The organism is Kibdelosporangium aridum (assembly GCF_900176515.1).
Taxonomy (GTDB): domain Bacteria; phylum Actinomycetota; class Actinomycetes; order Mycobacteriales; family Pseudonocardiaceae; genus Kibdelosporangium; species Kibdelosporangium aridum.
In genome coordinates this window covers 20186-41603 of the sequence record NZ_FWXV01000001.1, presented here as the reverse complement: position 1 = coordinate 41603, position 21418 = coordinate 20186, and the positions used below count along the sequence as shown (strand labels likewise).

The 21418-nt window shown below is 65.2% G+C and carries 23 protein-coding genes; 4 read left to right on the top strand and 19 right to left on the bottom strand.

Translation table 11 applies throughout. The features are described 5' to 3' along the window. Positions 1 to 408: 408 nt before the first annotated feature. The 8 genes from B9C43_RS00215 to B9C43_RS00180 form a co-directional block, all read right to left on the bottom strand. Positions 409 to 1161 carry an ESX secretion-associated protein EspG gene (locus B9C43_RS00215; RefSeq protein WP_084424004.1) on the bottom strand — a complete coding sequence of 251 codons (753 nt, stop codon included), beginning with the start codon at positions 1159 to 1161 and terminating at the stop codon, positions 409 to 411. 5 nt (positions 1162 to 1166) lie between these two features. Next, a complete protein-coding gene (locus B9C43_RS00210) occupies positions 1167 to 2300 on the bottom strand; it encodes a hypothetical protein (protein WP_084424002.1) in 1134 nt (377 codons plus the stop codon). A gap of 25 nt (positions 2301 to 2325) precedes the next feature. Then, positions 2326 to 2901, bottom strand: coding sequence for a DUF3558 domain-containing protein (locus B9C43_RS00205; RefSeq protein WP_235038513.1), 576 nt, complete (start codon positions 2899 to 2901; stop codon positions 2326 to 2328). 34 nt (positions 2902 to 2935) lie between these two features. Then, positions 2936 to 4108, bottom strand: coding sequence for a WXG100 family type VII secretion target (locus B9C43_RS55330; RefSeq protein WP_143445973.1), 1173 nt, complete (start codon positions 4106 to 4108; stop codon positions 2936 to 2938). Positions 4109 to 4200: 92 nt separating this feature from the next. Beyond that, positions 4201 to 4785 (bottom strand): vitamin K epoxide reductase family protein, encoded by a 585-nt coding sequence (locus tag B9C43_RS00195; protein WP_084423996.1) that lies wholly within the window; start codon positions 4783 to 4785, stop codon positions 4201 to 4203. Further along, positions 4782 to 5435: a DsbA family protein gene (locus tag B9C43_RS00190; RefSeq protein ID WP_084423994.1), complete on the bottom strand. Its 654-nt coding sequence runs from the start codon at positions 5433 to 5435 to the stop codon at positions 4782 to 4784. The genes B9C43_RS00195 and B9C43_RS00190 overlap by 4 nt, the downstream gene beginning before the upstream one ends. Positions 5436 to 5524: 89 nt before the next feature. Further along, the gene (locus B9C43_RS00185; protein ID WP_143445972.1) at positions 5525 to 5986 is read right to left on the bottom strand and encodes a hypothetical protein; all 462 of its coding nucleotides are present in this window, start codon (positions 5984 to 5986) and stop codon (positions 5525 to 5527) included. Then, complete coding sequence (locus B9C43_RS00180) at positions 5983 to 6894, bottom strand: alpha/beta hydrolase (RefSeq protein ID WP_084423990.1); 912 nt, start codon at positions 6892 to 6894, stop codon at positions 5983 to 5985. Before B9C43_RS00180 ends, B9C43_RS00185 begins: the two co-directional genes overlap by 4 nt. Before the next feature lie 104 nt (positions 6895 to 6998). On the opposite strand from B9C43_RS00180, the gene B9C43_RS00175 reads away from it, so the two are divergent. Further along, complete coding sequence (locus B9C43_RS00175; RefSeq protein ID WP_084423988.1) at positions 6999 to 7856, top strand: helix-turn-helix domain-containing protein; 858 nt, start codon at positions 6999 to 7001, stop codon at positions 7854 to 7856. A gap of 37 nt (positions 7857 to 7893) precedes the next feature. Here B9C43_RS00175 and B9C43_RS00170 read toward each other — a convergent pair whose 3' ends face one another. Genes B9C43_RS00170 through B9C43_RS00160 form a run of 3 tightly spaced genes read right to left on the bottom strand, consistent with a single transcriptional unit; the run spans position 7894 to position 11646 of the window. Further along, a complete protein-coding gene (locus B9C43_RS00170; protein ID WP_084423986.1) occupies positions 7894 to 10080 on the bottom strand; it encodes a xanthine dehydrogenase family protein molybdopterin-binding subunit in 2187 nt (728 codons plus the stop codon). Next, the gene (locus B9C43_RS00165) at positions 10080 to 11051 is read right to left on the bottom strand and encodes an FAD binding domain-containing protein (RefSeq protein WP_084423984.1); all 972 of its coding nucleotides are present in this window, start codon (positions 11049 to 11051) and stop codon (positions 10080 to 10082) included. The genes B9C43_RS00170 and B9C43_RS00165 overlap by 1 nt, the downstream gene beginning before the upstream one ends. A gap of 1 nt (position 11052) precedes the next feature. After that, positions 11053 to 11646: a (2Fe-2S)-binding protein gene (locus tag B9C43_RS00160; RefSeq protein WP_084423982.1), complete on the bottom strand. Its 594-nt coding sequence runs from the start codon at positions 11644 to 11646 to the stop codon at positions 11053 to 11055. Between the two features lie 197 nt (positions 11647 to 11843). On the opposite strand from B9C43_RS00160, the gene B9C43_RS00155 reads away from it, so the two are divergent. Together B9C43_RS00155 and B9C43_RS57380 are read left to right on the top strand one after the other, a co-directional pair. After that, complete coding sequence (locus B9C43_RS00155; RefSeq protein WP_084423980.1) at positions 11844 to 12680, top strand: helix-turn-helix transcriptional regulator; 837 nt, start codon at positions 11844 to 11846, stop codon at positions 12678 to 12680. Between the two features lie 54 nt (positions 12681 to 12734). Next, positions 12735 to 12974 carry a hypothetical protein gene (locus B9C43_RS57380; protein WP_200825516.1) on the top strand — a complete coding sequence of 80 codons (240 nt, stop codon included), beginning with the start codon at positions 12735 to 12737 and terminating at the stop codon, positions 12972 to 12974. Here B9C43_RS57380 and B9C43_RS60050 read toward each other — a convergent pair. From B9C43_RS60050 to B9C43_RS00140, 3 genes are all read right to left on the bottom strand, one after another. Continuing rightward, positions 12902 to 13054, bottom strand: coding sequence for a VOC family protein (locus tag B9C43_RS60050; protein WP_200825376.1), 153 nt, complete (start codon positions 13052 to 13054; stop codon positions 12902 to 12904). The two genes, B9C43_RS57380 and B9C43_RS60050, sit on opposite strands and share 73 nt — an antisense overlap. 135 nt (positions 13055 to 13189) lie before the next feature. After that, positions 13190 to 15532 carry a LuxR C-terminal-related transcriptional regulator gene (locus B9C43_RS00145; RefSeq protein WP_084423978.1) on the bottom strand — a complete coding sequence of 781 codons (2343 nt, stop codon included), beginning with the start codon at positions 15530 to 15532 and terminating at the stop codon, positions 13190 to 13192. Between the two features lie 108 nt (positions 15533 to 15640). Continuing rightward, positions 15641 to 16099 (bottom strand): hypothetical protein, encoded by a 459-nt coding sequence (locus tag B9C43_RS00140; protein WP_033391100.1) that lies wholly within the window; start codon positions 16097 to 16099, stop codon positions 15641 to 15643. Positions 16100 to 16253: 154 nt separating this feature from the next. Between B9C43_RS00140 and B9C43_RS00135 the strand changes: the two genes are divergently transcribed. Continuing rightward, positions 16254 to 17228 (top strand): NsdA family TPR-like regulatory protein, encoded by a 975-nt coding sequence (locus tag B9C43_RS00135; RefSeq protein ID WP_084423976.1) that lies wholly within the window; start codon positions 16254 to 16256, stop codon positions 17226 to 17228. A 4-nt stretch (positions 17229 to 17232) separates the two neighbouring features. Here B9C43_RS00135 and B9C43_RS00130 read toward each other — a convergent pair whose 3' ends face one another. From B9C43_RS00130 to B9C43_RS00110, 5 genes are all read right to left on the bottom strand, one after another. Beyond that, a complete protein-coding gene (locus tag B9C43_RS00130; protein ID WP_033391101.1) occupies positions 17233 to 17652 on the bottom strand; it encodes a hypothetical protein in 420 nt (139 codons plus the stop codon). Positions 17653 to 17770: 118 nt separating this feature from the next. Next, entirely contained in the window at positions 17771 to 19081 is a 1311-nt protein-coding gene (locus tag B9C43_RS00125; RefSeq protein WP_084423974.1) for an MFS transporter, read from the bottom strand. Positions 19082 to 19117: 36 nt separating this feature from the next. Then, complete coding sequence (locus tag B9C43_RS00120; RefSeq protein ID WP_084423973.1) at positions 19118 to 19861, bottom strand: ABC transporter permease; 744 nt, start codon at positions 19859 to 19861, stop codon at positions 19118 to 19120. Further along, positions 19858 to 20634, bottom strand: coding sequence for an ABC transporter permease (locus tag B9C43_RS00115; RefSeq protein ID WP_084423971.1), 777 nt, complete (start codon positions 20632 to 20634; stop codon positions 19858 to 19860). Before B9C43_RS00115 ends, B9C43_RS00120 begins: the two co-directional genes overlap by 4 nt. Further along, positions 20627 to 21409 (bottom strand): ABC transporter ATP-binding protein, encoded by a 783-nt coding sequence (locus B9C43_RS00110; protein WP_084423969.1) that lies wholly within the window; start codon positions 21407 to 21409, stop codon positions 20627 to 20629. The genes B9C43_RS00115 and B9C43_RS00110 overlap by 8 nt, the downstream gene beginning before the upstream one ends. Between the last annotated feature and the right edge of the window lie 9 nt (positions 21410 to 21418).

The window sequence follows — 21418 nt, the reverse complement described above, 5'->3', positions numbered from 1 at the left end:
GCGGGAGAATAGTCACCCCCTGCGGCGAAATCCCTCCCTCACCACTTCATTCTGCGGAGTGGCACCTCTTCGACGCATCCAGTACTACTCCTGGTTCGCAAACGTGTCAATGATGATCAATTGGCCCGAAAAGGATCTCCCCCGCTTTTCGGCGATCTACGTACAACGGGTCCGAATGGATCATCAGAATCTGTCCACGATGGATCGACTTCCGCTACAACCTGCGCATGGACGACAAATTCCGACCACGCAACGACGACCCGGATTGCGATCTTCCGGCGCGCCGGGCTTGATCCACCCAACGCGCCGCCGACCAGCCAATTGGACCTTTGGCCGCTACGCAAGCTCACGAATTGGAGCTGTGCGGAGTTTATGTATTCAGCGTGGCCGATCGGTGAACAGATCCAGTCAACGACCTCGGATCAACAGGTCCAGCTGGCGGTCGATTTGCCGGGCCAGTCTCGCGGTGTCACTCGGCGCGATCGTGGTCCACGACTCCCCTGACGAGCTTTTGTGCTCTTCCGCGAGGTAGCCGCCGGTATTGGTGGCCCACCAGCCAATCACGTGGTCACCTCTGCGCATTCTGCGGTCCTTGGCCGCCACGGCGACACTGAATTGCGCGGTGCTGACGACGTCCTCGTTCATCTTCGCGATCAGGTAGGCGATCGCGGGCGATATGCCATGACTTTGCAGGGCTGACCGAAGTGCGGCGATGTCATTGCCTGCCTCTTTCGCGGCGGCCTGCAACACAGCGGTCGGTACGGACACCGACCGGCCGTGTCCCGCGCTCAGGTTCGGCAGCAACATGGCCGCTTGATCGGCGAGTCCTCCTGGCTGGATGCGCCGCACCTGCATCCGGTCGCCGGACAGGAGAACCTTGACCGCGCGGCGACCAGCAACCGCCAAAACGGCGTGGGTCTTGCTGCCGACGTGACGTATCGCCTCGACGAGATGGTCAGGCCGATCGAGTACTCGTAACGCCGCAGCGAGACGTCCTTCCACGTCACCCCGCGCGTCGATCCACCCGTTGCGCCGAAGCTGCATCGTGACGTCGGCCTCGAACCCGGTCGGGGGCAAGACAATGGCGGCAGGCAGCCGGACCTCCAGACGATCGCACAGCACCCGGACAGCCTCTGTCGGCAGGCGAGCGGTGAAAGCCACGGCCTTTACCGCGGATCTTCGCCGATCACCGGCGGCGCCACGGCTGGTTGGTCGTCAGGACCGTGCTGTTCCTCCAGTACGACGTACTTGCGCTCGTGCTCCTTGTCCTCGTTTCTGGTGTTGCCGAAGGCAGGGACGAAACCCGGCGTCATGCCGGTGGCTCGACCGGTGGCCGGTGAGTTGGGCCCGCCACGACTGCCGTTGACCGGCTGCTGCACGTACACAGGCTGAGCGCCACCACCACCCGGATTTCGTGGCGAGCGATCCTGCGGCTTGCCAAGGATCGAGGCGGCGAGGGGGACGTCGTTCGCCCGGGAAGGGCTGGGCGCACTGACACTTCCCGATTGTGCCTGCTGCACAGAGGTTCCCGGTGCGGCGGCAGTGAAGCGCTGTGGTAACTCACCGGAGGCCGACGGCGTCTGGCTTGAGGGCGCCGGCCGAACTTCCGCCCGTACCACACCCGCAGCAGGATCACGAACGACAGCTTCCCGACCGGGAGGCAGTGGCTGTGGTTCGCCGCGAAACTCTTCCGGTGCAGCGACATCGCTCGTTCGCTGCTTGGGCGAGCCGACAACCGGCCGGTTCGCGATGCTACCGCCTGCAGGGACCACAGCCGCAGTGACCGAGGTGCCGGGCACTTCCGGATACGTGGGCATCGCGGCGACAAAACGGGCACTGGACGACTCATACCCGGACATGACATCGGCGGCACGCGCGTGCGCGGCAGCAGCGTCGGCATGCGCCGCCACCACGTCCAACAATACGCGAGTCACGGGAAACCCCTGCCCGGGCGCGATATCAGGAATGCTGACCGGCTCCGGCATCGCGTTGCGCGCATCGACGTACGCTCCGGCTAAGTGCATGCTTTGGGCACGAGCGACGATCGTGGCGACGGACGCCGCACTGGCCCATTCCGCGGATGCACGCGCGGTCGCCTCAGCGCCATCAGCCGCAGCACCGGACCAACTGGCGGACAGCTTCCTGAGCCCGTTCGTGATGTTGTGATGCACCTGCTGCAGGACTTCGTTGGCCTTGTCGTAATAGGACATCGTGGCTTCGCCCGCGTTCACCCCCGGCCCGCCATGGAGGTCCTCGTACATCTGCCTGTGCGGCTTGGTCATCCAGTTCCGTTCAGCCATCGTTCCTCCCCGGGACGACGAACACTCAACGTGCCAACAGGTTTCCCGTTACGACGTCAGCCACTTCGGCCGCCCGCCTGCACACCTCCGATCGGCCGAGGTGCGGGCGAAGCCCATCCTCGCCGTAGTTGACATGCACGGCTTGCCCGGCAGCGACATCGACGACCACGACACAGAACATGTCGATCGTCTCGATCGTCTCGGTGAACACCTCGACAGCCGGAAAAGCCCGGATCGTCAGGGGGCGCACTTCCCCGTTGACTTTGCGGGGCTGGAACCGTTCGATGCCGAAGCTGGTCAACGGTGAGATCGAGATCTTGGTTCGCAGCTTCTGCGAATCGAAGTAACACGACTGGGCCTGGAGTGTCTGATCGTCGTTGGTTCTCGGCTGATCGTCGACACCGAACTTCCGTTGCTGGTCAGGGGTCAGCAAGTCGCAAGGCCGAACCCCGGACATGGCAAGGTCCCGTGGCCTGGACACGCTCGGCGGCGGTGCACTCGTGCTGGGACTCGGGGGCTGGGACGTGGAACTCGTCAGCGGACCTCGTTGTGCGGCGGGAACGCCCGCCTGCTCAGTGGTACACGCGGCCAGTGCCAGCATGGCGAGGCTCAGCCGAATCAGAGTGCGACCGCGGTCAACCACTGTCGGTGCCTCCGAGGTTGACCGCACTGGCGCCGTCGGTAGCCCGGTAATTCCGCGCACTGGCCTCGAGATCATCCGCGATGCCCCGCAGCCATTCCCGGTACTTGCTGACCGCCTCGATGTGCACCACGCCAGCCATGGTGAAACCCCTGGCCGCGGTACCGGATACCTCGTCTTTGGCCATCGGTGGCATCTGGAGCTTGTGCTCGCCCTCGCGGATCAGATCAGCCAATTGCTTGGCGTTGTCCCGGAACAATCGCACCACCTCGTCCACCTGATCGGCCCGTACTTGCAGGCTCATAGGTGTACCAAGTGGAATAGTCCGGTTAGGACTCTCAGGTGGCATGATCGGAGACTGTCCGATCGGTTCCTCATCAGGTCGCATCGGCATGTCGCTCAGCCCTCGTGATAGACATAGTCCGACGTTCAAGATATCCAGGACGAGATTCGCGATTCCCGTTTCAGGGCAACATTTCCCGCAGTCCACCCGAACGGACCATCGACCATAACGGCCTGACAACAATGGCATCATGTGTGCATATTTGCCTTGTTCACACCGATCCTGTATGCGTCCGCTCACATATGTGAAAGTGCCTCTATGTGACCAGATTATGGCATCTCTCGTCAATTTTTGCCGTGTCGAAGTGATCGGCCAGTTGGACTGCTTATCGTGCAGCGGTTGAAAAGCAAGCGCTCGCAAGCCTGGTCCGGCTCCGATCACCAGCAGCACCCATACGTACGAATTCCCGAGACAGCGCCAGAAGATCCCGGCCTGTGGTTCAACCGCGGTGTCGCACTGCAGGCGGCAGGAAGACACGACGCAGCAGTGGCCGACTACCTCAATCCAGAAGTCCGCTTCCTCGGCATCCTGCCATGCGGCTCGAAGTGCTTTGGCAGTCGCAGTCCGGGTTTCCTCCCAGGGTGCTGACTCTATCGCCGAAAGCTTGCGTTCAAGGCGGGGAACGTCCTCTGAACCATAGAGACCCGCACCGCTCAACGCCATCGTGCGAATCCGGTCGGGCATCCGGCGCGAGAGCACCTCGGCAAGCATCCCTCCCGCCGATTGGCCGACCACATGCAACCGTTGTACGTTCTCCGCGCCAAGAACAGCCAGGACACCGTCCGCGAGTTCGTCGAACGAAGACGCAGTCGTCGAGTAGTCCACCGCAATCGTGCGATAACGCGGGTACGCCGAAGGAACGCCGCCGACCAATCCCGGTTGGCCAGCCGAAAGGCCAGCCAACCGGGACCGAGCGGTCACACCACGGTGATCCAGTACGACCAGAACGCTTGCAGCACAGCCGCAGCGATCACGACGTACCACAGGATGAGCACAACGGTGTGGTACCGGGCAAGGACTTCACCAGCGCGACGCCAGGAACCATTGCCCTGACTCAGGTTGTGCAGGGTCACGTACCAGAACACCGGAATCGTCACAGCCCAGACCACCATGCAGTACGGGCACAGCGCACCGATCCGGTACAGGCTCTGGTAGATCAACCAGTGCACGAACACAACGCCGAACACGACCCCGGCTTGCAGGCCGAGCCAGAACCAGCGGGCGAACCTCGCTCCCGACAATCCCGCCACTCCCACCGTCATGACGACGGCGAACCCCGCGATGCCCAGCAGCGGGTTGGGAAATCCGAACGCCTCGGCTTGCGGCGTCTGCATGACCGAGCCGCAACTGAGCACCGGATTGATGCTGCAGCTGGGAATGTAGCCGGGATCGCGCAGCAGCGAGATCTTCTCCACCGTCAGCACCGACGCCGCCGCCAGCCCGATCAGGCCGCCCACGGTCAGCACCCACGGCAGTAGCCGGTTGACGAACGGCGGTTTCACTTGGCGAGTTCCGCGTCAACGGCTGCCTTCAGTCCCTCGTACGTCGGGCGTCCGCTGAACGGCACACCGTTGACAAAGAACGTTGGGGTGCCACGGACTCCGAGCGCGACACCGTCGTTGCGGTCAACCAGAACGCGGTCAATGGTGGCTTGAGCATCAAGCGCTGTCTCGAACGCTTTCACGTCCAGACCCAGCTGACGAGCGAAACCCACGAAAGTCGCCCGCTGCGAGACGCTCTGCTCGCCCCACTGCGGCTGGGTCTCGTACATCAGCTTGTACATTCCCTCCAGCTTTCCCTGCTTGGCAGCGGCTTCCACGGCGCGGGCGGCGAGCTCGGCGTTGCGGTGGCTGGGAATTGGGAAGTAGCGCATGACGAACGTGACCTTGTCGGCGTATTCCGCACGCAGCTTCTCCACGCCAGGATAGGCCGCGGCGCAGGCTTCGCATTCCAGGTCGAGGAATTCGACCACAGTCACTTTGCCATCCGCCGCGGTGGACAACCGGTGGCTGTCTGGACGAACCAACTGGGCCGCGGGTGCCGTGGCAGATGTGGGCTGCGGTGTCTCGGAGCGGTTCAGCAGGAGAATTCCGGTCACTACAACGGCAATAACGGCAAGAACCGTCAACGAAATCTTGGTATTCGAAGTCATGACTGTATTCCTTAGGCAGGTGTACGAACGGGAGTCGACGCGCGTACACCGGCCACGTCAAAAGACGACGGCCGGTGTCGAACTCCTGCCTATGTCCGCAACACGCAGAGCATCGCGAGTTTGGGCGCACCCCAGTCACGCATCACACGCCGCAGCCACGGCCCAGCCCGCAACAGCACCGTGCCCAGCAAAACGGGACCGCTCAGCCACACCATGACGAGCAGTACCGCCATCAAGACGGCCAGGCACAGCGCGGCAGCCCCGATCGGCACATGTGGATCACGAGACAGAGCGTGATACATGACGGCGCCGTGCAGGTTGAGAGCGTTCAGCTCCGGAGGGTCGTAGGTGTCCGACGTCGGACACTTCGCGGCGTGGACCAAGGCCCCGAACTCGTCACCGCAGTGAGATCCCTGCAGACCGGTGAGGCCGATCAGGACGCCGAAAATGACAATCAGCCGCGCCAACCCACGTGGCGCGGCGATTCTCGGGCTCGACGTACCCGGCACATCCTCCACAGTAGCGGACCGAGCCAAGCGGATCTTGGTCAAGCCGCCAGGCTGGTGCGGTAGAACTCGGTGAGTTTGGCGACGGCGGAGCCGACGTACGGTTCCTTGTCGTAGAGGTCGACGTGGCTGGCGCCCTCGATCCAGGCCAACTCCTTGGGACCCCGCACCTTCTGGAACGCCTCGACGCTCATCCAGGACGTCTCCGCCGCACGTCCGACGATCATGAGCAGTGGGCGATCCCCGAGCATGCCCGCGACTGCGAACGCGTCGAAGATCGCCATCCGGTCGATGCTGGACCAGGTGAAGAACGCTGCCGAGCGTGGATGCTGGGCGCGGTCGGTGCGGTAGTACTCGAAGCCCTCGTAGCCGTGCTGTCCGCCTAGAGCACGGGCCTGCTCGGCGGTGTCGGGGAACAGTTGGAAGCGCTGCGGCCCCTTGCCCTGCGCTTCGGCCGTACGGGCGACCGCCGCGGCGGCGAGCATGCCCTGGAAGACGGCCGGATCTTGCGTGCCGTCGGCACCGAACCGGAATTGACGGGCGATCTCCGTGGCACTGACCGTGCCGACAGCCTTGATCCGGTGGTCGCTCGCGGCGGCCGGGAACGCGTAGGCACCCGAGGCGCAGATTCCCAGGACGCCGATGTTGTCAGCGTCGGCCTCGGGACGGGTGGTGAGGAAGGAGACGGCGGCCTTGAGGTCTTCGACCCGGTGCGCGGGGTCTTCCAGGCCACGTGGTTCGCCGCCGCTCTCGCCCTGGTAGGCGGCGTCGAACGCCAAGGTGACGAACCCTTGCTCGGCCAGGCGGCGCGCGTAGAGGCCGGCAGTCTGCTCCTTCACGCCGCTGCCGGGATGACCGACCACGATCGCCGGCTGCGGACCGTCAGCGGAAGGGGTGTAGAGGTGGCCGGCGAGCTGGACGCCGGCGCTGTCGAAGGTGACATCGGTTCTCATGTGATCCAGATTCGGCCGGTTTTCCCGCCTCTACCAGGGCGAGTCGCTGCCTGGGAAAAATCCTTCCCCGGCACGGCGGATGGCCGGGCAGTCACAATGGCCACATGAGCTCCCACGACCGGTCCACCGAGCTCGGCGGCTTTCTCAAGGCCCGTCGCGCCCAGTTGACCGCACGCGAGGTCGGTCTGCCTGAGACGGTCACCCGGCGCAAGGTCGCGGGCCTGCGCCGCGAGGAAGTCGCCCAGCTCGCCGCGATCAGCGTCGACTACTACACCCGCCTCGAACAGGGTCGCGTCCAGGCATCGGCGGCCGTCCTCATCACGCTGGCCAAGGCGCTGCGGCTGAACGAGGATCAGCAGGCGTACCTCTACGAGCTCGCCGGCAAGACCGACGCCCGCCCGCGTCGCCGCCGCACACAACAGCTCCGGCCCGCGATGCGGCGACTGCTCGACCAACTCACCGAGAACCCCGCGATCGTCCTAGGCAAGCGCATGGACATCCTCGCCTGGAACACCCCGGCCACCGCGCTCTACACCGATTTCGCCGAAATCCCAGCCACCCGGCGCAACTACGTCCGCCTCCTGTTCACCCACCCCGCCATGCGCGCACTGCACATGGACTGGGAACACGCCGCCCACACCGCGGTCGCCGCGTTGCGCATGGAAGCCGCCAAGGACCCCGACGACCCGGATCTGGCCGTGCTCGTCGGCGAACTGTCCGTTCAGGACAGTGACTTCCGCAACTGGTGGGCCACACACCAGGTGAACAGCGCGTCCTACGGCACCAAGCACTACCGCCACCCGGTCGTCGGCGAACTCACGCTCGACTGCGACACCTGGGACAGCCCGGACGGCAGCGGACAACGTCTCATGATCCTCACCGCGGAGCCGGGCACACCGTCCCATGACGCACTACGGATTCTCGCTTCCTGGACCGCGCAATCTGAAAAACGAAACGCGTGACCGTAGAGGGATTTCTCCCTTGGTGAGGTCGCGGCGTTCACAGCAGTTTGTCGAGGGTGATCGGGAGTTCGCGAACACGCTTGCCTGTCGCGTGATAGACGGCATTGGCGATCGCCGGCGCCACGCCGACGATGGTGATCTCCCCCAGTCCCTTGGCTCCGATCGGGCTGGCCTTGTCGTCGTGGCCGTCAAGGAAAAGGACGTCCACGGCGGGTACGTCCGCGTTCACCGGGACCAGGTAGTCGGCCATGCTCGCGTTGACCAGTCTGCCGTCGCGGTGGTCAGTCACCGTGTTCTCCAGCAATGCCATGCCGATTCCGCCGATCAGGCCACCGACACCTTGGCTGCGAGCCAGTTTCGGGTTGATCACGCGACCCGCGTCGTACACACCCAGCAACCGCCGGATCCGGACGAGACCGAGCGTCTCGTCGACTCCGACTTCGGCGAACACAGCGCCGTACGCGTAGCTGGAGAACTGCCGCGGCGTATCCCCTGGCCCCCATTGCGCGGTCACCTCAACGGCATCCCGGTTGCGGCGGCGTAGCACTTCGCGATACGAGTCCGACTTGCCGGATGCTTCGAGTCGTCCATTTCGGACCTGGACCTGGTGGGGATCGAGGCCGTACAAGGGCGAAGCCGGATCCGTGACCGCCATGCGCACGACGGTGTCGCGCAGACTCTCGCAGGCCTCGCGGACCGCTGAACCAACACTCGCCATTGTCTGGGAACCGCCGTGTGACGGGGACGGCGGCAAAGTCGAGTCACCGAGCAGGAACTGGATCTTGCCCATTTCGATGCCGAGGCTGTCGGCCGCGACCTGGCACATCGCGGTGTAGGTGCCGGGTCCCATGTCACTGGTCGCACTCGCCACCACCGCTGTTCCGTCGACTTTGACCCGAGCCAACGCCTGCGCGTTGTTACGGATGGTGTGGTAGCACGCGGTCGCGGTCCCGACACCGACAAGCCAATGTCCGTCCCTTGTGGAGCGGACTTGCGGCTTTCGGCGCGACCACCCGAACTTGGCCGCACCGATTTCATAGCACTCCCGCAGTCTACGAGTCGAGAACGGCAGGCCGTTGAACTGATCGCGGTCCGGCTCGTTACGCAACCGCAGCTCGATCGGGTCCATCGCCAGCTCATAGGCGAGGTCGTCCAAACCGGACTCGATGGCGAAGGCGGCTTGTGCGCGGCCAGGGCCGCGCATGTAGGTCGGGGTGTTCACGTCAAGCTCAGCCAGCCGATAGGTCGTCTGGACATTCGGGCTGGTGTACAGGAACCGGGCGAGCTCGGAAAATGCTTCCGTGTGCTGTTCATAGGCCGATGTCTCCGCAATGGACTCGTGGACCATCACGGTGATCCGGCCATCGCGATCCGCACCGACGGCGAACCGCTGCCTGTTCGCCGCACGATATCCGGTACCCGAGTACATCTGCTTGCGGGACAAGACAAGCTTGACAGGTCGTCCTGTCTGCCGGGCGGCGAGAGCGGCCAGGGTGACATGCGGCCATGCCCGCAGCGCACTGCCGAAGGCACCGCCGACAAACGGCGACACCACGTGCACTGATCCCGCTGGCAGGCCGAAAACGGCGGTGATCTCGTTCGCTGTGGACAGGACCCCTTGGGTCTTGTCCCACAGAGTCAGCTTGTCGCCCTCCCACTGAGCGATGGTCGCGTGCAACTCCATCGGGTTGTGGTGCTCCCGCGCGATGCGATACGCACCGTCCACTTTCACCGGCGCGGACGCCAGCGCCGCGACTGGATCTCCTCGGGTGTAGTCACCTCCGGTCGGCGTGACCAGCGGCAGGCCGGGCTTGTCGAGATCGGTGACGGCTTCAGCGGTGTCGTATCGCACGGTCACCAGTCCGGCGGCGTGCTCCGCGGCCTGCAATGTCTCGGCGACAACGACCGCGACGGGCTGGCCGAAGAACTTGACCTGATCGTCCTGCAACACGTGCAGCCGCTCGCCGACTTGCGGATCGATCGGTGTGCGAAACGGCAGATACGGCAGCTTGGGCGTGTTGAGGTGGGTGAGCACCTGGAGAACGCCCGGTTGGCCACTCGCGTCCCGGGTCTCGAAACCGGTGATCCGGCCCTTGCCGACAGTGCTGCCGACGATGACCGCGAAGGCCATTCCGGGCAGGACGAAGTCGGCGGCGTAGGTCGCGGCACCACGAACTTTGAGCTGACCATCCACACGGGAACGCTCCGATCCGATCTCAGGCATCAAGCCCCTCCGACGGTTTCCAGTTGCCGGGCGACCGTCCGGCGCAGCAACTCCACCTTGTACTCGTTGTGCCGCAGTGGTTCAGCCCCATCTGCCGCGAGCATGGCAGCGGCCTGCCACGTATCGTTGCCGGGCGTGCGGCCGAGCAGTGCGTTCTCCACAGCCGTGAGCCGCCACGGCACTGTTGCCACACCACCGACCGCGATCCGTGCGGCCACAATCCGCCGGTTCTCGATGTGCAAGGCGACCGCGGCGGACGCCAGGGCGAATTCGTAGGACTGCCGGTCTCTGACCTTGAGGTAGCCGGATCTCGCGGTATATGGCCCGGCCGGAACGTGCACGGCCACGATCAGCTCACCCGGCCGTATGTCGTGCTCGATCTGAGGCGTTTGTCCTGGGCGACGGACGAACTCGGCCAGCGGGACGACGCGCGTCCCTTGCCCCCGTAACTCCAGCCTGGCGTCTAGCGCCACCAGTGCGACCGCCAGGTCGGACGGATGCGTGGCGACGCACGCCGCCGATCCGCCGAGGATGGCGTGCATCCGATTGTCGCCTTCCAACGCCGAGCATCCCGCACCTGGTGCACGCTTGTTGCACGGCGCAGTGACATCCCGGAAGTACACGCACCGGGTTCGCTGCATCAGATTGCCGCCGATAGTCGCCATGTTGCGCAACTGCGCCGAAGCACTCAGCTCAAGTGCCTGGGCGATCACGGGATATTCAGGGCGCACCCGGGGATGGCGAGCGAGTTCCGCCATGGTGACGAGCGACCCGATGCGCAAACCGGAGCGGCCGGACTCGATCCGCCCATAGGGCAACGCGTTGATGTCCACGACAGCTTGCGGCCGTTCCACGGTTTCCCGCATCAGGTCGATGAGTGTCGTACCACCGGCTATGTAACGGGCACCGCGCCCGCCTGCGAGCAAAGCCTCGCGCTCGCTGGCGGCCTTGCTGAACCGAAAGGGGTACATGTCACTCCGGCTTCCGTGACGCTTGCTTGATGGCAGCGACAATGTGGGGGTAGCAGCCGCAGCGGCAGATGTTGCCGCTCATCCACTCCCGGATCTCCGCGTCGGACCCGGTATGTCCTTCTTGGATACACCCGATGCCGGACATGATCTGGCCGGGCGTGCAGTATCCACATTGGAAGCCGTCATGATCGATGAACGCTTGCTGCAGGGGATGATCGGCACCTTCGATCGTGGTGAGGTCCGCACCATCGTGCATCACGGCCAGCGTGAGGCACGAGGTGATGCGCTTTCCGTTCACCAGGATGGTGCACGCGCCGCACGCCCCCTGGTTGCAGCCTTTCTTGGTCCCGGTGAGGTGCAGCTGCTCGCGTAAGAGGTCCAGTAACGACGTGCGGTTGTCCACCCTCATGGTGTGCCGCTCACCGTTGACAGTCAGCCGTACCCGGCGAGGATCGGGTGCCGCGTCGGCTGCGCTGGGGTCCACCAGATCCACCGCGACCACCGATCCGGCAGCGGCGGCCGTGGTGATGAACTGCCGCCGGTCGAGCGGGAGTGTCCCCGGCGATGAATTCTCGTCGTAATCGGCCGTGTTCATGGTGCTGTGAGCTCCTGGGCGCGAAAGTTCGTCGAAGCGGCAAGATCGCCAAGGAAAGCGTGGCACACCGCCGATGCCGGTGGAGCCGCGAAACGTGGTCGCTCGAACCTAGGACGCGCTTTCCTAGGAAGAGCCGGTCCACGTGACAAAAACATGCAAGTGGGGAAGAAATCACCAGAACCGGGCATAATGAGCAGGTGGAAAGGCGCGTCGAAGTCAGTGAATTCCTGCGGCTGAAGCGAGCGAACATCAGCCCGCGGGACGTGGGCCTGGACAGCCCGGTGCGCAATCGCCGTGTTCCCGGCCTGCGCCGCGAGGAAGTCGCCCAGCTCGCCGGTGTGAGCGCGGATTACTACACACGCCTGGAACAAGGCCGCGACATCACGCCATCGGAATCCGTGCTGGATGCCATCGCCAACGCGCTCCGGCTGGCGGCCGCGGAGCGCGCACACCTCTTCGACCTGGCCCGGCCACGCCGCACGGACTCCCGGGCGGTGCAGCGGGTGCGCAACGGCCTGCATCACCTGCTCGACACGTGGACCGAGCATCCGGCCTTCATCGTGGGCCGCCGCACCGACGTCCTGGCGACGAACGCGCTGGCCAGGATCCTGTTGACCGATTTCGACAGCATGCCCGCCCGCGAACGGAACTTCACCCGCTGGATGCTGCTCGACGAATCGGCCCGCAGGCTCTACGTGGAATGGGAGCGCGTCGCCGCCGAACTCGTCGCCAAGGTGCGGTTCGACGCAGGGCGATGCCCCGACGACCCCCGAACCCAGGAGCTTGTCGACGAGCTGACCGCCAAGAGTCCGGAATTCCGTGAATGGTGGCCTACGCGCCAGGTGATGGCCCACAGCAACGGCTCCAAGCTCTTCAACCACCCACTCGTCGGCGCTCTCGAAGTCGATTACGAAGCCCTCACGGTGCCAGATGAGGAAGAACAAACGATCTTCATCTACACCACCCAGTCCGGTTCCCCGTCGGAACAGGCAATGCGCGAGCTCGCTCGCCACGCGGCAGCCGGAAGGTGGTAGCTATTCACCTGGTGTGTGTGCGGGTGGTAGCCATGCGCTGGTGGTGAAGAGTTGGTGGCCGAGTTGGTCGAGACCCTATTTGGTGGCGGTGTCCAGATAGGACTGGACGATGTCGGTGTGGTCCCGTCGGCCCGACCCGCTCAGTCGTACGGCGAAGCCTGGAACAACACGCCGGGCAGGGGTCTGTCAGTTGATGTCGAACTCGTTGCCCTCCGGGTCCTTCATCCCGACCGCGTAGTGATCAAGCCCTTCGTTGGCCAGGGCGCCGGTGATGGTGGCACCGAGGCCAGCTGATAACCCAGCGCGGCGGCCCAGAAGCGGGCCAGGCGGTCCCGGTCAGCGCAGTCGATCACCAACTGGAAGCGGACGGGCATCGGCGTTCCTTTCGTAGGTCACGCGGGGAGCGTCGGCCATCCTGCCAGTGGCTCGCGGAGCGATCCGCGCGAGCGCGATTGTCCGAGCCTCCATGGACCACAGCGGCACCAGCTGAACAACGAAGGAAATGAGCTTCAGTTGTTGCTGATCCGCTCGTTGGACAAGGACGCCTGTGTGATCCAGGTGGCGACTTGGGCACGTGAGTCGAAGCCGAGTTTACGCAGGATCCGGTTGACGTGACCTTCCGCTGTGCGTTGTGAGATGACCAGGTTCTGGGCAATCGCCTTGTTCGACAGGCCGTTGGCGATCAATTCGGCCACTTCGAGTTCCCGGTCGGTCAAACCCGCGGGCTGATTCGTGTCCGTCGCTGGCCGGCTCGCCGTTTTGCCCTCGCCGAGGGCGTAGGCGATCGCTTCGTCCAGGCTCAGTTCCTGGCCGTGCGCGATCTTGGCTTCGTAGTCGCGGTCGCCGAGCGCTTGGCGGGTTTGCGCCGCGCACTGGCCGTGCGGGGCACCGAAGTACTTGGAGCCGAACATCGGGAAGCCGACCGACGGCCAGATCCGTTGTGCGACACCGAGCATCGTGGCGGCTCGGTCCCAGTTTGCTTGCGCCGCCTCGGTCCAGGCGAGCACCTCGATGGCGAGCACGATGCCCAGCAAGTCCTTGAAGTCGCGCTTGATCCGCAGACATTGCCTGCCGTACGCGGCTGCCTGGTGCAAGTCGCCACGGCTCAACGTCACGAGCGCCAGGCCGTAGATCGCGTAGGCGTACGCCCACTGCTCACCGTGTTCCTGGCCTGTCGCGCAAGCTTCCTCACAGAGGACGGCCGCCCGATCGAGGTCACCAAGGAAGACGCAGGCGATGGCCAGTTCGATTCCGGCCAGCATGACGTTGCTGTCCAGCACATCCAGCCGCCGATAGCGTTCTTGTGCGTCCTCGAACAGGGATTTCGCGTAGTCGATGTCGTCGCCGACGAGAGCGTTGCAACCGATCCGGTGGGTGGCGTAGGCCAACGCGACCTCGTCGCCGGTCTTGCTCGCGTGCGCACGGCATTCCTCGAGCATGGTGACCGCCGCAGCCACCTCGCCTTGCAGGGTGTGGATGTACCCGTTGACCCACAACGCTTTTGTTCGTTCGGCGGTCGGTTCCGCCGTCGCTTCGAGCGCGCGGCCAAGCCAATGACGTCCTTCGCCGAGCATCCCGCAGCCGGTCCAGTAGAACCACAACGTGGCCGCGAGCCGCAAACCCGTTGCCGCGTCGGCAGGTGACGCCAGGCTGAAGTCCAGTGCCGCACGGAAGTTGGCGTGCTCGAGGCCCGCGCGGGTGACCATGTCCGCCTGCCGTGGCCCGAACCACTCCTTCTCGCTGCGCTCGGCCAGGTCGAGGTAGTAGTCGCGATGCTTGCGCCGGACTTGGGTTTCCTGGCCGGATTGGCGCAGCTTGTCCATTCCGTACTGGCGCAGCGGCTCCAGCAGCCGGAACCGGCTCTGCTCCGCATCCGGTTCGCAGATCAGCACCGACTTGTCGACCAGACGGAACAAGTGGATCAGCATCTCGTCCGCGGCGAGGCCGGCCGCGGAACACACCTGCTCGGCCGCGGACATGTCGAAGCCCCCGGCGAAAACCGACGCTCGCATCCACAGGTTCTGTTCGGCCTCAGTACACAGGTTGAAGCTCCACTCCACGGCCGCGTGCAACGTCTGATGACGAGGCAGCCCACCCCGTGTCCGCACGTGCGGCAATCGGTAACAGTCGGCGAGCCTGGCCGCCAGCTGGTCCAGGTTCAGCACTCTGAGCTGCACCACGGACAGTTCGATGGCCAGCGGAATGCCGCCGAGCAACCGGCACACCTCGGTGACCTGTGCCTGGCTTTCATTGGTCATGGCGAAGCCAGGCAGCACCGCGGCCGCACGTTCGCCGAACAACGTCAACGCCGGGGAGCGCGCCCACTCCCCCGGCGGCAAAGCGGTTTGCGGCAGCGGCAGCGGATTGACCGGCCACAGGTGCTCACAGCTGACGCCGAGCCGTTCCCTGCTGGTCGCGAGCACACGCAACCCGGGTGCGGCTCGCAGCAGGGTGTCGGCGAGGTCCGCGCACGCCTCCACGAGGTGCTCACAGTTGTCCAAGATCAGCAACAGCTGCCGGTCCGCGAGGTGGTTGACGAGGACGTCGACCTGGCTGCGCCCGGTCTCGTCGTGCACGCCGAGCGCCTCGAGAACGGTATGCGGCACCAGCGCACCGTTCTGCAGGTCCGCGAGCTCGACCAACCACACGCCGTCGCGGAAGGCCCGCCGCAGGTCATTGCCGGTCCGTAACGCCAGTCGTGTCTTGCCCACGCCACCGACACCGGTCAACGTCACCAGCCGCGCCTTGCTCAGCAGGTTCTTGACCTCGGCCAGTTCATCTTTGCGACCAACGAAACTGGTGGTGTCAGCAGGCAGGTTGCCTTGCCGGTCTGTTACGAGGGCCCTACCCACGGCTAGATCCTTGATCTGCCTTCGCCATCGGGTCAACACAAGACGGTGCCGTTCCCCTGGAGGGAGCAACGAGCTTGCCCGATCTGATGAAAAACAGCTGACGGTCAGTCACTCATCGGGTACTTCGTACAACGCCGCCCGGCGCCCCGCGTGCATCGCGGAAAGGCTGGTGCGGCACGCGAGAAGGACTTCGCGGTTGGCAGTCGTGTCCGGCAGGAGACCACAACGCGAGCAGTGCAGACGGACCGAGCCCATCCCGGCTTCGTCGATGTCGACTTCCACCGGGCATTCGCATTCTGGGCACCACCGGTGTCCGGTCGCCGCGCTCACGTGGACCGGTTCGGCGATGCATTGGTGCAGCCAGCACCTGTGGACCGCACAGGTGCTTCGGGCGTACTGCGTCAGACCGTAGCGTTCAGCAGTGTCCTCGGCGGCGAGGATCGAGGCCAGCCGCCGGTCGGCGAGATCGCCATACCGCACTGACGCAGAAGAAACGGACGCTGTGTCGTCGGGGTCCGCTGAGGAGACGACCCGCAGGTGCCTGCGCGAACGGGCGCGCCGCTCCATGGTTTACGACCTTTCAGCGACGAACGAAACGGAACCGTTCCAGATTCCTCCGGATATGTACGTAGCGCGCCCGCAGAAATACCCGTATCGGTACCTGTGTCGGCGGGAGTACTCTCCGTCGGGGGCGGTTGAACCGTGTTCGAGGTTGCCAACCATGACCAATCCCGAATTCCTCAGCTTTCGCCCTCCGACGCACGGCCGCTCCGGCACAGCGGACGCCGAGCAGTTGGAGGCACATATCAGTGCGCTGCGCACCGTCGACTACCGGTGCGGCGGCGGAATGTGCCGCGAAGCCGTGATGGTCCGCATCCACTGGGGACACGAACTGCTCGGCATGTCCGCCGCCGGACCAGTGCCGGACCGGCTGTTGTCAGCAGTCGCTGACCTGCACAATCTGGCTGGGTGGACGTGCTTCGACAGCGGCAACGTCGGCGCCGCCGACCACCACTTCGACATCGCGCTGCAGCTGGCCAAGCAAGGCGACAACGACGAGCTGACCGCCAACATCCATTACCGGAAGGGTCGATTACGGCTCCACCACAGCTCGCCAGACGCCGCGCTGACCCATTTCCAGCTCGGGCAACTGGCGGCGCACAAGTCCGGCTCACGCCTGGCGTCGAGCATCCTGCACGCCAACCAGGCATGGGCGTACGCCAAGAAAGGCGACGCCGAGCTTGCGCTTGGGCTGCTTGCCCGAGCAGCGGACGACTTCGGCCACGCCGACGTCAGCCGGCCACCGGACTGGGCCAGGTTCTTCACCGAGACCGAACTGTCGGCGATGGTCGGCACCGTGCACACCGAACTGGCTTGCACAGCCGACGCGCACCACAGCCGTGTCGCGATTCCCGCCCTCACCGAAGCGATCTCCGGCTACGGGCCGGACATGGCCCGTAGCCGGGCGTTCTGCCTGATCATGCTGGCCACGGACCACATGCTGGCCGGGGACGTCGAACAGGGTGTCGCAGTGGGAATCGAGGCGGTGAGCGCGGCCGAAACGCTCAAGTCCGTGCGCGTGAAGGACCGTATCCGGCCGCTCGAACACCAGACGGACAAGCACAGGGACAACGCTGACGCCCATGCTCTGTCCGACTACATCACCGCCTTCATCACCAGCCCGACGCACACTTGAGCGGCTAGAACACGACTACGCCGACGATGTTCGACGTGGCTGAGGCGTACACGTCCGTGCCCGGGAAGTACAACCGCAGGTCGGCGGAGACGTCGATGCTCAGCTTGAGGTTGAACGTCGAGTTCGGGTGGCAGGTCTTGGAGGTCAGGTCGACCCAGCCGGACGCGCCGATGTTGATCTGAGCGAAGACGTTCAGGCCGAGCGTCAGCTCGCGCTCGTGGCCCGGTGCGCCGAGCGTGCCCTTGATCGAGAGCTTGTTGCCCTTCTTCACCTTGACCTGGGCGCCGCCCGCGTCCAGCGTCAGCGTGGTCGGTTTGGCCTTCGCCACGGTGGCGGCCGAGGCGGCCGAGGCGAAGGCGGGCGTGACGAGCATGCCCAGCGCGGCAGCGAGAGCGACGAAGATCCGTGCGAACTTGATGATCATGGAATCATGCTGGGCCGAACCGGACGAATCCGCGTGTGGAGACGCCAGGAACCGCCGGATCGGGTGACAAGCCGTCGCGTATGGACGGTCCCTTCTCGTTGCACGGACATGCAAGGCGTCACTCAGGCAACGGGCGTCCGCGGGTCTCGGGACAGAACGGCACCACGATCATCCCGATGATGTACACCAGGCCGAGCACGGTCGCGGCCGTGCCGAAACCGCCAAGCTGGGCGATGATCGTGCCTGCGGTGAGCGGGCCGAGGAAGGCGATGAACCGGGCGGCGTTGAACACAAAGGACGTTCCCGTGCCGCGCAGGTGTGTCGGGTAGAACTCGGGCAGCCACACTGGCATCCACGTGTACTGGCCCAGTGTGAAGAACCCGTTCACCGCGCAGAACGCCAGGATCAGCCACAGGTCTTGCGTCCACAGGAACAACACCGGTGTCAGCACCAGTGACGCTCCGAAGTAGAGGAACACCGTGCCCTTACGCCCGAACCGGTCCGCCAGGAAGCCCAGGCTGATGTACCCCGCGATCGCGCCGGCGTTGTAGATCATTCCAGCCGTGCTGGCATAGCTCTGCGGGGACAGTCCTTCCCGTTGGGCGACACTTCCGACATACGCGGGTACCCATGTGGAAATTCCCCACCATGCCAACGTGGTCACGGCGGACATGATCGAGCCGAGAATGGTCAGCCTGCGCAGCTTGGGGTCCGCGAGGATCTGCCGCAACGTGAACCGCATGTAGGTACGGTCCTTCTCGGACAGTTCGGTGCCGGTGGCCAGTTTCGAGCGGCGGTCACGGACTCGTTCCCACTTGTCCGATTCCGGCACACTCCGGCGCAGCCACAGGGCGAACAGCGCGGGCAGCACACCGATCAGGAACATGTACCGCCACGAGTGCTCGCCGAGCGGAGCGATGAACGCCCAGCACGCCGACGCGATGAAGAACCCGAGACCAAGCCCGCACTGCATCAGCCCAGCCGCTTTCGCGCGGGCGCTCGGCGGCCACATCTCGGCGACCAGTGACGTGCCGGTCCCCCATTCCGAGCCGAGGGCGATCCCGGTCAGCAGCCTGAGCACGAGGAACGACTCCCACGACCAGGCCGCCGCGCTCAGACCGGTGAACAGCGAGTACAACGTGATCGCGGTCAGCAGGATCTTCCGGCGGCCGACGTAGTCGGCGAGGATCCCGCCGAGAATGCCGCCGACGCCCCAGCCCAGCAGGGTCAGTGCGATGGTCAGGCCGACTGCGAACGCACCGTTCTGGTCCGGGGCGAGCTGGCGCAACGCCACGCCCGCGGTGAGGATCAACGCGTACGTCTCGAAGCCGTCGAACAACCAGCCCAGGTTCGCCGCGATCAGGGCGCGCCACTGTGTCCGGTCCAAGGACTGGTACCAGCGCTGGGGCTGGGCCGCGGTCTCGGTCATCTCTTCTCCACTCAGCTCTGCCCCCTGGTGGTTTCTCTAGTTCGGCCGCATCCGTCCGCTGATCGCGGATTCGCCCCTGGTGACGACCCAGTTCACGGCGTAGCCGAGTACGCCGGTGACCGCGAGCAGCCCGTAGACCTGAGCCGACAGGAAGTTCGCCTGTGCGGCACCGAGTACCGCGCCGAGCCCGTCGACCCGGGTGATGATCTCCACGAGCAAGGTGATGATCAACGCCAGCGGCGCGGCGACCCGTACGCCCAACAGCACCGCGGGCAGCAGGGCCGGTGTGAGGATCTTGGTGACCCGTTCCCACCGAGACAGTGCCAGTGTTCTGGGCACGTCCAGCAGAACCGGGCTGAGCGAGCGGCGGGCGGTCCGGCACGCGAGCAGAATCGGCCACGTCGCCGGCAACACCACTACGACCAGTTTCATCGACGTGGTGTAGCCCAGGATCAGCGCGGCCACCGGCACCAGTGCCGCCGCGGGCAGCGCACGCAGGAACTCCAGACTGGGGCTGAGCGCGCGGTCCACGGACTTGCTGGCCCCGACGACAGTGCCGATCGCCGAGCCGATCACGGTCGCCAGCACCAGGCCAAGCAGGAACGTCAGAGCGGTCGCCCCGATCGCCTCCCACAGCGTGTTGTTGTCCACCAACGGCTGCACGGCCGACGCCCATTCGCTGGGGGGCGGGAAATACGGCGAGCCGGGATCACCCAGCAGCTGCCACAGCCCGAGCAGGATCACGAGCGGTAACAGCCCCCGGATCGGTGTGCCCTTCATCGTGCCTCCCCAGCCGCGGCCATCTGGCCACGGAACACCAGCCGGGCCAGGACCATGACGAGTCCATTCAGGACGATACCCGCCACGCCGATCACCACGACCCCGGCGAACATCTCGTCCGGGCGCAACGCCTGCGCCTTGGACACCAGGACGAACCCGAGTCCGGCCGGATTTCCGGTCATCTCGGCCACCAGCGTGAGCACGAGCGAGATGGACAGTCCCAGCCGCAGCCCCACCACGATCCCCGGGGTGGCCGCGGGCAACCGGATCTTCCACAGCACAGCGGCCTTGGAGAGCCGCAGCACGCTGCCGGACTCGAGCATCCGCTGCTCGGTGCGCATTCCGTGGATGGTGTTGAGCAGGATCGGCCACAGCGCGGCGTACCAGGCGACCACGATCTCCATCTGCGCGGAGAAGCCGAAGATCAGCACAGCCACCGGCACGAACGCCACGATCGGCAGCGCCCGCAGTGCCTCGAGACTGGCCATCGAATAACGCCAAACCGGGCGAACAAGACCAAGCACGCTGCCTGCCGCGACGCCCGTGAGGGCAGCCAACAGCCAGCCGGTCAGCGAGGCCGAGAGGGTATGCGTGAGCGCGGTCTGCAACTCGCCGGTACTGACGAGTTCCGCCAACCCACCAGCCACATCGGACGGCGGTGGCAGATAAGCGAAGTCGAGCAGTCCACTGCGGACACCGGCTTCCCACAGCACGAGTCCGAGCATGAACACCGCCACGCCAACGACATTGATCCGGCGTCGTAGCTCATTCATGCTTGTGCCCCAAAGCCTCGTACACACGGTGGCGCAGCTCAAGATAGTCCGCGCCCTCCTTTGTGGTCACCTGGTGACGCGGCCGGGACAGCGGGATCTCCAGCGACAGGCCGACGTTCGCCGGGCTGCCGTGCAGCACGAGCACTCGGTCGCTGAGGTAGACCGCCTCCTCCACGTCGTGTGTCACGAACACGATTGTCGTCCCGGTCAGCTCCTGGACCTGTTGCATCTGGTCCTGCAGCGAGGCCTTCGTCATCGCGTCGAGGGCGCCGAAGGGTTCGTCCATCAGCAACACTTGCGGCTCCATCGCCAGCGCACGCGCGATCTGCACGCGTTGCTGCATGCCACCCGACAGGCGCCAGGGATACTCGTCGGCACGCTTCTGCAGGCCCACCATGCTCAGCGCCGCGTCCACGCGCTCGTCGCGTTCTTCCCGTGAGCACTGGGACTCGATGCCCAGCGCGACATTGCGACGTACCGTCCGCCACGGCAGCAACGAATGCGTGTAGTCCTGGAACACCGTCACCACGCCAACGGGTGGCCCGGTCACCTCAACACCGTGCCAGTGCACCTTGCCCGAGGATGCGGCCAGCAACCCGCCGAGCACCCGCAGTAGCGTGGTCTTGCCGGTGCCGGACGTGCCGAGGATGGAGACGAATTCGCCTCGGGCAACGGAGAACCGGACGTCCCGCAGGATGTCGACGGGACCCGACGCGCCAGGCAAGGTCACGGCGATGTCGTGACAGGCCAGGCTTTCCCCTGCCAATGCGGTCATGTCGGCGCT